Annotated in this window: 14 protein-coding genes and 1 riboswitch; of the genes, 9 read left to right on the top strand and 5 right to left on the bottom strand. The window is 68.2% G+C overall.

The window, feature by feature from the left end:
* Positions 1–10 precede the first annotated feature (10 nt).
* The 3 genes from D7V88_RS33505 to D7V88_RS33495 all read left to right on the top strand — a co-directional run bounded on the left by D7V88_RS33505 (position 11) and on the right by D7V88_RS33495 (position 4,115).
* On the top strand, positions 11–1,162 hold the full coding sequence (locus tag D7V88_RS33505) for an AI-2E family transporter (RefSeq protein WP_120544685.1): 1,152 nt from the start codon (positions 11–13) through the stop codon (positions 1,160–1,162).
* A gap of 47 nt (positions 1,163–1,209) precedes the next feature.
* Positions 1,210–2,238 (top strand): hypothetical protein, encoded by a 1,029-nt coding sequence (locus D7V88_RS33500; RefSeq protein WP_120544684.1) that lies wholly within the window; start codon positions 1,210–1,212, stop codon positions 2,236–2,238.
* Between the two features lie 173 nt (positions 2,239–2,411).
* A complete protein-coding gene (locus tag D7V88_RS33495) occupies positions 2,412–4,115 on the top strand; it encodes a CotH kinase family protein (RefSeq protein ID WP_372241141.1) in 1,704 nt (567 codons plus the stop codon).
* 3 nt (positions 4,116–4,118) lie between these two features.
* Here the strand turns inward: D7V88_RS33495 and D7V88_RS33490 are convergent, their stop codons facing one another.
* Complete coding sequence (locus D7V88_RS33490) at positions 4,119–4,388, bottom strand: DUF2277 domain-containing protein (protein ID WP_120544683.1); 270 nt, start codon at positions 4,386–4,388, stop codon at positions 4,119–4,121.
* A 139-nt stretch (positions 4,389–4,527) separates the two neighbouring features.
* Here D7V88_RS33490 and D7V88_RS33485 point away from each other — a divergent pair, with 139 nt between their 5' ends.
* Both D7V88_RS33485 and D7V88_RS33480 read left to right on the top strand, forming a co-directional pair.
* The gene (locus tag D7V88_RS33485; RefSeq protein ID WP_120544682.1) at positions 4,528–4,911 is read left to right on the top strand and encodes a DUF4190 domain-containing protein; all 384 of its coding nucleotides are present in this window, start codon (positions 4,528–4,530) and stop codon (positions 4,909–4,911) included.
* A gap of 21 nt (positions 4,912–4,932) precedes the next feature.
* Positions 4,933–5,619: a hypothetical protein gene (locus D7V88_RS33480; RefSeq protein WP_120544681.1), complete on the top strand. Its 687-nt coding sequence runs from the start codon at positions 4,933–4,935 to the stop codon at positions 5,617–5,619.
* A 7-nt stretch (positions 5,620–5,626) separates the two neighbouring features.
* Here D7V88_RS33480 and D7V88_RS33475 read toward each other — a convergent pair whose 3' ends face one another.
* Positions 5,627–6,394, bottom strand: a complete 768-nt coding sequence (locus tag D7V88_RS33475; protein WP_120544680.1) for a polysaccharide lyase family 20 protein — start codon at positions 6,392–6,394, stop codon at positions 5,627–5,629.
* Between the two features lie 116 nt (positions 6,395–6,510).
* Here D7V88_RS33475 and D7V88_RS33470 point away from each other — a divergent pair, with 116 nt between their 5' ends.
* The 3 genes from D7V88_RS33470 to D7V88_RS33460 all read left to right on the top strand — a co-directional run bounded on the left by D7V88_RS33470 (position 6,511) and on the right by D7V88_RS33460 (position 8,602).
* Positions 6,511–7,269: a carboxylesterase family protein gene (locus tag D7V88_RS33470; RefSeq protein WP_120544679.1), complete on the top strand. Its 759-nt coding sequence runs from the start codon at positions 6,511–6,513 to the stop codon at positions 7,267–7,269.
* Positions 7,270–7,325: 56 nt separating this feature from the next.
* A riboswitch (guanidine-III (ykkC-III) riboswitch) is annotated at positions 7,326–7,396 on the top strand.
* 17 nt (positions 7,397–7,413) lie between these two features.
* Positions 7,414–7,740: a quaternary ammonium compound efflux SMR transporter SugE gene (sugE, locus tag D7V88_RS33465; protein ID WP_120544678.1), complete on the top strand. Its 327-nt coding sequence runs from the start codon at positions 7,414–7,416 to the stop codon at positions 7,738–7,740.
* A gap of 88 nt (positions 7,741–7,828) precedes the next feature.
* A complete protein-coding gene (locus tag D7V88_RS33460; protein ID WP_244238527.1) occupies positions 7,829–8,602 on the top strand; it encodes a class I SAM-dependent methyltransferase in 774 nt (257 codons plus the stop codon).
* Between the two features lie 3 nt (positions 8,603–8,605).
* Here the strand turns inward: D7V88_RS33460 and D7V88_RS33455 are convergent, their stop codons facing one another.
* Positions 8,606–9,004: a DUF3592 domain-containing protein gene (locus tag D7V88_RS33455; RefSeq protein WP_158625217.1), complete on the bottom strand. Its 399-nt coding sequence runs from the start codon at positions 9,002–9,004 to the stop codon at positions 8,606–8,608.
* 247 nt (positions 9,005–9,251) lie between these two features.
* Here D7V88_RS33455 and D7V88_RS33450 point away from each other — a divergent pair, with 247 nt between their 5' ends.
* Positions 9,252–10,001, top strand: a complete 750-nt coding sequence (locus D7V88_RS33450) for a glutathione S-transferase (RefSeq protein ID WP_120544675.1) — start codon at positions 9,252–9,254, stop codon at positions 9,999–10,001.
* On the opposite strand, the gene D7V88_RS33445 is transcribed toward D7V88_RS33450, so the two are convergent.
* Together D7V88_RS33445 and D7V88_RS33440 are read right to left on the bottom strand one after the other, a co-directional pair.
* The gene (locus D7V88_RS33445; RefSeq protein ID WP_120544674.1) at positions 9,965–10,261 is read right to left on the bottom strand and encodes a Carotenogenesis protein CarS; all 297 of its coding nucleotides are present in this window, start codon (positions 10,259–10,261) and stop codon (positions 9,965–9,967) included. The two genes, D7V88_RS33450 and D7V88_RS33445, sit on opposite strands and share 37 nt — an antisense overlap.
* The coding region (locus tag D7V88_RS33440) for a DUF1109 domain-containing protein (protein ID WP_120544686.1) at positions 10,258–10,772 on the bottom strand (515 nt) is incomplete at its 5' end. The genes D7V88_RS33445 and D7V88_RS33440, both read right to left, overlap by 4 nt.

Raw genomic sequence — 10,772 nt, 5'->3', positions numbered from 1 at the left:
GGGTGGGGCGGTGACGGCGGGCGATACGAAGCGGTGGTCCAATTTCATCTTCGCGGGGCTCTTCGCCGTCGCGTTGATCTTGTTTTCACGCATCCTGCTGCCGTTCATGATGCCGGTGTTGCTGGGCGGCTTCCTGGTGGTGCTCTTCATGCCCATCCAGGACTCCTTGAGCCAACGGCTCCGGGGCCGCAAGTCCCTGGTGGCCGGTCTGTCCACCCTCGCGGTGTTCCTGCTCATCCTGGCCCCGCTGGCGCTGGTGGGCTGGATGGTGGCCCGGGAAGTCCTCCAGTTCGTCGGTCAGGCGCAGGACCTGTTGGATCAGGTGGACCTGCGCCACCACCTGCTCGCGTCGCTGCCCCGGGGACTGAGCCGCTACGTGCGCTTCGACCCGGAGAGCTCGGAGACGGAGCGCCTGCTCATGACGGTGGTGTCGGGCGGCGCGGGGCTGCTCGCGGACGTGGTGGGCGCCGGCACGGAGCTGCTCGTCAACATGTTCCTGATGACGGTGGCCATGTACTACTTCTTCCTGGACGGCCGTCGTCTGGTGAACGAGGTGGCGAAGCTGCTGCCGCTGGAGCGCCGCTACTTCGACGCCTTCTCGCACGAGTTCACCGACGTCGCGTACGCCATCATCTACGGCAACACCATCACCGCGCTGGTGCAGGGCGCGGTGGGCTTCCTGGGCCTGCTCATCGCCGGGGTGCCACACGCCGGGGTGTGGGGCGCGGCGATGGTGCTGGTGGCGCTGGTGCCGGTGGGCGGCACGGCGCTCGTCTGGGGCCCCATTGGCGTCATCCTCATCGCGGCGAACCGGGTGAGCGAGGGTGTGTTCCTGCTCGCCTGGGGCACCTTCCTGGTGGGCAGCATCGACAACGTCATCCGGCCCCGCCTGTGCGGCTCGCGCATGGCGCTGCACCCGCTGCTCGTCTTCCTGTCGATGTTCGGTGGGCTGGCGGTGTTCGGGATGATGGGCCTGCTGGTGGGCCCGCTCATCGCGTCCATCTTCATGGCCATGGTGCGCATCTACCGGCGCGACTTCCTGGGTCGGACGCAGGAGGCGCAGCCGACCCCCGTCGCGCAGGAGGATTCCTCGCCTTCCCTGAACCTGGAGCCTTCCCATGTGCCCACGTCCGCGAACGTGGGGCACGCGATGAACGCTTGAGCGCCGAGTCTGGACTTCGCATCCGGCCTGGGTGAACCTGACCGGGCATGACGACCACCGGAAGCGCGAGGGTCCCTTCGGGGCTGCTGTGGACCCTGGCCCTCGTCGGAGCCCTGGCGGCTCCGACCGCGGCAGCCTCTGGACCGCTGGACCCGACTTCCTTCCGACCCGCCTCCCAGCGGACTCCGGCGTCGCTGTCGCTGAAGCTGGACGCCGGGAAGGGCTCGGCCGTGGAGCCGGAGGTGGGGGCTCCCACCTGGCTGCGGCTGAACCTGGCGCTGACGGCGACGTGGCGGCGCTACTGCGCGCGGCCGGGCGTGGACGGCTGCGGCGCGTTCGAGCGGCTTCCGGAAGATGAGCAGGTCGGGGACACGTCCGACTTCTCCTCGTCGCAGCCGTACCTGGGGCTGGCGCTGGAGCTGGAGTTGCTGCCCCTGGCGCGGAGTGATTCGTCGGTGTTGCGCGGGCTGGGCCTGCAACTGGGCGCGCAGCGCGGCTTCTCCTCGTCGGACGTGACGCTCACCGGAGACGGGGGCCAGACGCCGGTGCGCGAGGTGACGGCCACCGACACCGCCTTCACGGCGCAGGCGCTGTACCGCTTCTACTTCCGCTTCGGCACCACGCGGCCCCAGCAGGGCTACGTGGGCGCGCGCGCGGGGCTTCAGACGCGCGCGTTCGACGTGGAGGAGGCCGTGGACAACCCGCTGTCCGGCACGCACCGCGTGTTCCCGTCGGTGGCGTTGGATCTGTCGGTGCCGCTGTTCAGCTCGGTGCGCCTGGACGCGTCCGTGGGGCTGCTGCTGTCGCCGAAGCCGGGGCGTTCGCCCGAGGCGGACGGTGGGCGGCGCGCGCTGGAGATCAGCGACTTCGGCACGTCGGTGTCCAGCTTCGGTTGGAGCTCGGAGCTGGGCGTGTCGGGGGATGTCTGGGGCCCGTTCGGCTACGACGTCGCGTTCCGGCTGGCGCACTTCCGCGACCAGTTCTCGGGCGCCGGCACGCTCACGGGGTGGTCGGAAGGTGGAGTCGCCGAGGAGACGTACTCCAGCCTGCACGTCGGCCTGACCGCGGTCTACTGACGTCCAGGCTGTCCGGAGTGGAACACCTCCCCCGTGGGCAGGTGTCTCGCGCCGCGGTGATGCCTACCCCTTGCCCCCCACGGTCCGATCCGGACCGTACCCAAGGGGGGCTTGTCCCGGTGCGAGTGACGCGATGGCTGAAGCGGGGTCTTCTGGGCGTGGCCTGCCTGGGCATGGTGGCGTGCGGCGGCGGTGACGCCGTGCCGCCTCCGGACACCGGCCCCGATGATCCGTCCGGCACGGGATTGGACGCGGGCACCGGGTCCGGGACCGATGCGGGAACCCGGCCCGCTGCGGATGCGGGCCCGTCCGACGCTGGCACCTCCGATGCGGGCACGTCCGACGCGGGGACGCAGACGCCGGACGCGGGGCCGACGCAGCAGGTGTGCGCGCCCACGGCGGGCGATGCGCGCTGGGTGCTGGAAGGGGAGGCGCTCACCGCGCACGTGCGGTGCGCGACGGACCACTCGGGGCCCACGCTGCGCTTCGGGGTGCGGAACCTGCCTCCGGGCGCGACCTTCGATGACGCCACCGCGACGCTGCGCTGGACGCCGACGCTGAGCCAGGGCGCGGTGTGGATGCTCACGCTGGAGGAGCGCACCACCGGCGAGACGGGCACGCTGAAGGTGGGCGTGGCCAACAACGACGCGGCGCCGGGCAAGGTCGACATCGTCGACCCCGAGGCCTACACGGAGGAGTACGGCCTGCCCGTGGTGCACCTGTTCTTCGACCCCGACATCGGCCTCACCTCGGGCGGCTACCGGCCCGCGCAGGTGGTGTACCGGGGCCACCGCTTCACGATGGAGGCGAAGTACCGCGGCGCCACCTCCGGCGTGTTCCCCAAGCGCAGCCTGACGTTCAAGTTCGACGAGGACGACCTGTTCTCGGAGCCGGTCTTCGGCGACGGCTTCAAGGACCGCAAGCGGGTGGTGCTGATCTCCCCGTTCAATGACAACTCCTACCTGCGCTCGCGGCTGGCGTTCGACCTGTGGAGCAAGCTGTCTCCCGAGGCCGTGCGCATCCGCACCTTCAGCGTGGTGGTGTACGCGAACAAGAAGTACCGGGGCATCTACACGGCGGCGGACCACCCGGACAAACGCCTGATGGAGGGCAACGGCATCGACAAGGACGCCGACCTCTTCAAGGCCGTGGACGCCAACGCCAACTTCTCCCGCACCCGGCGCGACGGTGGGGCGAAGGCGAACCTCCACGAGGGCTTCGAGAAGGACGAAGGCACGCCCGAGGAGGGACAGGCCCACGCGTTCGATACGATGGATGCCTTCGTCGCCTGGGTCGCGGACTCCAGCGCGGACGCCTTCCGTCAGGACTTCGGCGCGAAGCTGAAGGCGCGCGACTACGAGGACTGGTGGATCTTCAATACGCTCATCCTGGGCAATGACTCACAGGCGAAGAATGCCTACCACGCGTATGATCCGAAGAAGGGCGGCCCGTGGCGCTTCATCCCGTGGGACCTGGATGCGAGCTTCGGGCAGAACTACGACACCTCGCGCACCAGCGCCACCACCCGGTCCACCTACGCCTACGACAACTTCCTCTTCAAGCGGATGCTCGCGGAGCCCGCCATCGCCAGCCCCATGCGCGAGCGCTACCGCCAGGCGCTGAAGAACGAACTGAGCGAGGCCAACGTGCAGGCGCTCATCGACGGGTATGAGCGCGAGCTGGGCGTCAATGCACAGCGCGATGAAGCGCGCTGGGCCGCCGAGTACCGGGACTTCGCGAAGCCGGACACCGTCGGGTACGCCAACTTCCCGGAATGGCACCTGCGCCAGGACTTCAAGACCCACGCCGAGGAGGTGGAGTACGTGCGGCAGTGGGTGCACACGCGCTGGACGGCGTTCCAGACCCAGGTGCCCTGAGGCTCAGCGGGGTTCGGCCCTCTTGAAGCGCAGCTTCTTGAGGGCCTCGAACTTCGCCCGATCCTTGGGTGGGGTCGTCGCCACCAGCCCTTCGAGCATCCGCTTCGAGCTCTGGTAGATCTCCTCGACGGCGATGTCGAAGGCGTCGGTGTTCTGCTTGGACGGCTTGCGCGTGCCGGCGATCTTCCGGACGAACTGGAGCGCCGCCGCGCGGACGTCATCGTCGGTGGCGGGGGGCGCGAAGTTGAAGAGGGGCTTGATGTTCAGGCACATGCCCCAAGTCTAGGCGACCGGGAGCTTCTGCGCCGTGTCTCCTCGTGCCGAGCCCTCCGGAATTCCCAATCCTTCACGTCTTTCCAAGACACAGGCTGGGGGATTCCGTGACACCGCGCGGGAATGGTATTCGTCTGGGATGGAAGCAGCACCCGCCGCCCATTGTCCCAGACATCCTGAAACGCTCGCGGAAGGCACCTGCACCCGGTGTGGCACCTTCACGTGTGTCCTGTGCCGCGAGGGGCTCGGGGCGCGCGGGCTGTGTCCCGCCTGCCAGGATTTGAGCCGGACGGAGAAGCCCTCGGGGCGCGCCGTGCTGTCGCTGGTGTTCGCCACCGTGGGCTTCTGCGGCTTTGCGCCGGGTGTTGTCGGACTGGTGTTGGGACAGCAGGAGCTCAACGCCATCGAGGCCGGCACGGCGCCCGCGTCGGGGCGGGATCCGGCCTTGATCGCGCGCAACGTGGGGTGGTTCCACGTGGTGATGCTCTTTCTCGCCTTCCTGGGGCTGTACAACCACCTCTGAGCCGGGGAAGGGAGTCCATCGATGGGTGCATTGAAGCTGGCATTGGAAGAGGGCGGTCCCCGGCGCCTGGAGTTGTCGTGGAGCGGGAACTGGCAGGACCTGAAGATCGAATTGGACGATCAGCCCGTCGGTGAGGTGGCCGACCGCCTCCATTTGGAGGACGGCGTGGAGTTCAAGCTCCCGGACGACAGCGTGCTGCACGTGCAACTGCTCCACGTGCCGACGACGGAGCTGCGGGTGCTGCGCGATGGCGCGTCACTGCCCGGCGAAGCGACGGATCCCGTCCAGCAGGTGCGCACCGCCACGTTCCTGCTCTACGGGCTGGCGGCCTTCAGCGTGGGCCTCGCGATGGTGTCGCTCGTCATGACGAGCAAGGTGCGCCAGCAGCTCCCGGTGAGCGCGTCCAACCTCCTCTTCGGAGGCGTGCTGGCCGTGCTGGGCTTCTTCATGTTCAAGCGCTCACGCGTGGCGCCCCTGCTGGCCATCCTGCTGTATTCCTTCGACACGCTCTCTACGGTGTATCTGGCGGTCACCTCCGAGAAGGTGGCGGGCGTGTCCGCGCTGACGGGACTCGTCATCCGCATCCTCATCTTCGGTGTGCTCGGCAGGGGCTTCCTGGGGGCGCGGGAACTGGCGCGGCGCGAGAAGCAGACGCGGACCGCCGTGCCCCCAGCCATGGGCCCGGCGGTCGCGTTTCCGGAGGCCTAGCGCGCGGCTACCACTGGGAGGGATCGGCGTCGGCGAAGGTCGTTCCGGCGGCGATCTCATCGAACCAGATGCTGCGGTTGCCCTGGCTGCCCTGCATGTAGCCGTTGTCGTACCAGCCATTGGCATACAGGCCGACGCGGAACTGGAAGTAGCGGTCGTCGGACACGGTGGTGCTCAGGTTGTACTGCTCCAGCACCTTGGTTCCGTCGAACCAGAGCTTGAAGAAGCCGGTGCCGTCGCTGGCCCACTTCGCCTGGATGATGACCTTGTGCCATTCCCCGGCCGTCACCGTGGCCAGGTTGCCGAAGGTGACCGTCTTCTGGTTGCACACCGAGCCCTGCTTCACGCGCGTGAAGAGCTGGTTGCCGGAGAGCCACACCATGGTGGACGGCATGTAGTCGTCACAGCCGGTGTTGGAGAAGTCCGCGATGAACTGCGCGATGTTGTAGGACTGGGGCTGGAACTGCCAGTCCGCCTGCAACCGGAACGCGAAGCCGTAGAAGCCCGTGTCGCCGCGCCGGTACACGTTGTGCTTCACGACCTCTGAATGGTAGCGGCCGTTGTAGGACGGGTCGTAGATCTGCGTCACCTTGAGCGCCGTCGGCCCCTCGTAGGTGACGTTCGTCACCTCATTCACCGTGCCGTTGTGCTCCCGGTTGATGGCGTTCCAGCCGGAGAGCGTGCCGGTATTGCGGAAGATTTCCGCTGCCTCCGCCACCAGGCCGAACGCGAACAGGGAAACACCCGCGGCAATGCCTATGTTCTTGAGCTTCATGGCTGGGAGTCCTTTCTGGACTTTTACACTGCTGTTGAGTCTGTCTCGTTTTACATGATTTTCAAGTTAAAGCCCAGGCATGTTTGTTAGACTGGGACCTCCCCCTGGGAGGACTCATGACCGCGATGCGCCGTCTGATGTTGTGCTTGGGTTTGGTGGTTTTTTCCGCGCAGGGTGCCTTCGCGGCACAGGGAGAAATCCTGGCCCGTCCGTATGGGACGGTGCCCGGGATGAGCCTGGGCTACTGGGAGTATCTGCCCCTGGGCTACGACGACGCGCCCACCGAAACGTTCCCGCTGGTGGTCTTCCTGCATGGGACGGGCGAAGTGGGCAATGGCAGTGCGACGGCCCTTGAGAAGGTGATGAACCTCAACGCGCCGCCCCGGCTCATCCGCAACGGACGTGATTTTCCATTCGTCCTGATCGCGCCCCAGCGCTTCAACGCGTTCATCTCGGTGGCGGAGATCGACGCCATCATCGAGTACGCGAAGGTGCACTACCGGGTGGACCCCAGCCGCATCTACCTGACGGGCATCTCCGCGGGCGCCATCCAGACCTGGGCCTATGCGGCGGTGCACTACAACAAGCTGGCCGCCATCCTGCCCATCGCGGGGAATGCCTCCAGCCTGAACCTCTGCCCGGCGGCGGCGTCGGGTCTGCCGGTGTGGGCCTTCCACGGTACGGCGGATGGACAGGTCTCCCAGTGGGGCTCCATCAATCCGGTGAACCAGATGAACACCACCTGTTCGCCGGCCGCGAACCCCGCGGCGCTGCTCACGCTCTACCCGGGCGTCGGGCACGATTCCTGGGGCCGAACGTTCGATGGCTCGGCGGGGCATGACGTCTACGCGTGGCTGTTGGGCCATTCGCTCTGAGCGCCCGGGAAGCCGTGGCGAAGGAGGTCGCGCGGGGTTAGGGTGGAGGATGCGTGCGAGTCCCCGGGGTGGGGACTCGGAGCCCGGACGAGGTGCGCCGTACCCGGTCACGACAAGACGACGCTCTCACGGGAGTGGTGCGTCATGTCGTCGTGGATCCTCCTCATCATCGCCGGTCTGCTGGAAGTGGCCTGGGCCATTGGCCTGAAGTACACGCAGGGCTTCACCCGGCCGCTTCCCAGCATCCTCACCATCGCGGGAATCATCGCCAGCATGGGCCTGCTGTCCTATGCGGCGAAGACGCTGCCCATTGGCACGGCCTACGCGGTCTGGGTGGGCATTGGCGCGTTCGGCGCGGCCGTCATGGGCATGGTGCTCTTCCATGAGCCCGCCACCGCGCCCCGGCTGTTCTTCCTGGCGTTGTTGCTGGTGGCCATCGTGGGTCTGAAGGCCACCAGCGGGGGGCACTGACGCGGCGGCTGGCCGGATCGAAAGATCGGCCGATGCCCTCCCAATCGGCGCCCTTCGCTTCCTGCCGTTGCCCTCCTACAGAGAGGGGATGGCAAGGAGCGGAACGATGGTGGATCTGGCGACAGCGGTGACCGCGGTGACGGAGCGCATGTTGGTCGACGCGGGCATTCGCGAGGGGATGCGCGTGCTCGATGTCGGCTGTGGGAGGGGCCTGGTCTCCCTGCTCATCGCGCGCCTCGTGGGCGAGCGCGGACAGGTGGTGGGCGTGGACATCGATTCACGTGCGCTCACGATGGCGCGGGAGACGGTCCAGGACTCTCGCATCACCTTCGTGGAGGGCGACTTCCGCTCGCTCGCGTCCGAGCACGGCCAGTTCGACGCCGCCGTCGGAAGACGCGTGCTGATGTATCAGCCGGATGCCGTCGAAGCGCTGCGCGGGCTGGCCCGCGTGCTGCGCCCCGGGGGCTTGATGGTCTTCCAGGAGCATGACTCGACGGTGGCGCCGACGAGTCTCACGCCCCTCCCGCTTCACGCGCGAGTGCGTGAGTGGATGTGGCGCACCGTCGAACGTGAGGGCGGGAACGTGCACATGGGCTTCGGGCTCGCCTCCGCGCTCACGCGGGCGGGCCTCACGGTGGAGCACCTGCGGGCCGAGGCCATCGTGCAGACTCCGGAGATGCACCATTACGTGGGCCCCATCGCGCGCGCGATGCTCCCCCGCATCCTGGAACGGGGCGTGGCCACGGAGGTGGAGCTTGGCATCGACACGCTCGATGCGCGCCTCATCGAGGAGCGCACGAAGGCGGATGCCACGTACATCGGCGAGATGATCTTCTGCGCTTCGGCACGGATGCCCCGGTAGGCGTCACCCCCTGTTGGGGTCGGTGAGCTTGAAGAACAGCACGGCGCCTCCCAGGCAGAGCAGGCCGAAGAGCGCCGTGATGACGGGGCCCAACCAGGGGCCCTGGGTGCCGGCGAAGAACACCGTCTGCGTGCGCGGGTCCAGACGCAACTCCACCTTCTCACCCATCCGGTCCGGCCGGTCCGAGCGCACCTGTTCGACCAGCGCCTCCCGCGAGCCGCCCTCCGCGTCGTAGCGCACGCGGTACTTGAAGCAGGTGTAGTGGTAGCGCCGCTTGTTGCGGTCCTTGCCGCTGCACCGGTCTTCTTCGTGGCCGCTGATGACGCCCGACACGTTCACGGCATGGGCCTGGAAGTCGGAGGCGCTCCGATACAGCACGCCGGAGGTGACGAAAAGGCCCACGGCGAAGGCCCCCAGGAGGCCAACGCCAACCCAACGCATGGACGGACTGATCACAGGTGCCTGCTCCCCGGTGGTGGATGCCCCGGACCCTTCCCGGGCCGCGCGGCATGCGCTGGCATCCTAGCGGTTTTCGACGCCCCGCCCGTGCCGGACTGTGGGGGACTGAATCCTCCCCCGACACGGTCCTTCCGTGACGGGGGCCTCACGGGCGGAGGATGCGCGCCGGCTCCCACGCGAGGACACGACGATGAGCGACGCGAAGTTTCACCTGTACTACTGGCCGGGCCTCCCGGGCCGTGGCGAGTTCGTGCGACTGGTGCTGGAAGAGGCAGGCGCGGACTGGGTGGACGTGGGCCTGCTGCCGGAGTCACAGGGCGGCGGGGCCAGGGCCATGATGGAGGCGCTGGGGCAGGGGGCCGTGCCCGCGTACGCGCCGCCGGTGCTCAAGGTGGGCGACCTCGAAATCGCCCAGGCTCCCAACATCTGCTCCTACCTGGGCGAACGCTTCGGCCTGGTACCCCCTGACGAGGCAGCCCGGCTGCATGCGCGTCAATTCCAGCTCACCGTCGCGGACGTGGTGGCGGAAGCGCATGACACGCACCATCCCATCGCGGTGATGAAGACCTACGAAGAGCAGAAGGAGCCCGCGAAGGCCCACGCCGAAGTCTTCCGCACCCAGCGCATCCCGAAGTACCTGGGCTATTTCGAACGCGTGCTGAAGGCGAACACTCGGGGCGGTGGCAGGTATCTGATTGGTAGCGACTTCAGCTACCCGGAACTGGGCCTGTTCCAGATCGTGGAGGGCCTGCTCTACGCGTTCCCCAACGCCATGCGCCGCATCGCCTCGCAGGTGCCCGGCGTGATGGCCCTGCGTGAGCGCATCGCGGAGCGCCCCCGCATCGCCGCGTACAAGAGCTCCAAGCGCGCCCAGCCCTTCAACCCGAAGGGCATCTTCCGCCACTACGCGGAGCTGGACGAACCGAACGCGATGAAGTGACCCTGCGGCACGGCGGCGACCTCGCGGGCGAAGAACAGGTCCTCGCCCACGCCGTGCACGCGCACCTGGATGAGCGGATCCGCCGGGTACTGCCGGGGCGGATCATCGAACACCAGCGCCACGACGACGCCCACACGGTCCAGGAACCGCTCCGTGATGGGGTCGTCCGGCTCCGTGCGGACGATCATCACCGCCGCGCCAATGCGCACCGGTGCGCCGTCCACGTCTTCCGTCAGGATCAGAGAGGGGTCGTGCTTCATGGAGCGTAGGTCCGGGGTTTGAGTCGTTTCGACAGGCCCCACGTCATCAGGGCCAGGAGCGCCCAGGCGCCCAGGTGATACGCGGCCACGTGTCCGGCGCCCTGTTCGCAGGCCAGCTCGCCCACGAACGCGCCCACCGTGCCCGCGGCGAGTCCCGCCACCACCGCGCGCAGCGGATCGAACGCCGTCCAGCGCAGCACCAACAACGCCACGGCCAGCGGCACCAGCGCCATCGCCACATGGCCCGCGGTGCAGACCCAGGCGGGAAGGTTGGATGGGCCCAGGGGCGCCGCCCGGGTGAGCACCAGCAGCGCCGCGCTCACCGCCGCCATCCCCACGCCCACCCACCGCAGCGGGCGTCGGCGTGGTGCCAGCGCGCCCCATGAACACACCGCGCTCGTGGACAACAGCAGCGCCAGCATGGGCGCCCGGCCCAGCAAGGCCGAACCCGAGGCCTGTCCCAGCACCATGAGCACGCCCGTCACCGCCAGCGCCATGCCCGCGCATGCGG

It is taken from the genome of Corallococcus terminator (assembly GCF_003611635.1).
GTDB lineage: Bacteria > Myxococcota > Myxococcia > Myxococcales > Myxococcaceae > Corallococcus > Corallococcus terminator.
The sequence above is the reverse complement of the archived record's forward strand: the minus strand, read 5'-3'. Positions and strand labels throughout refer to the sequence as shown.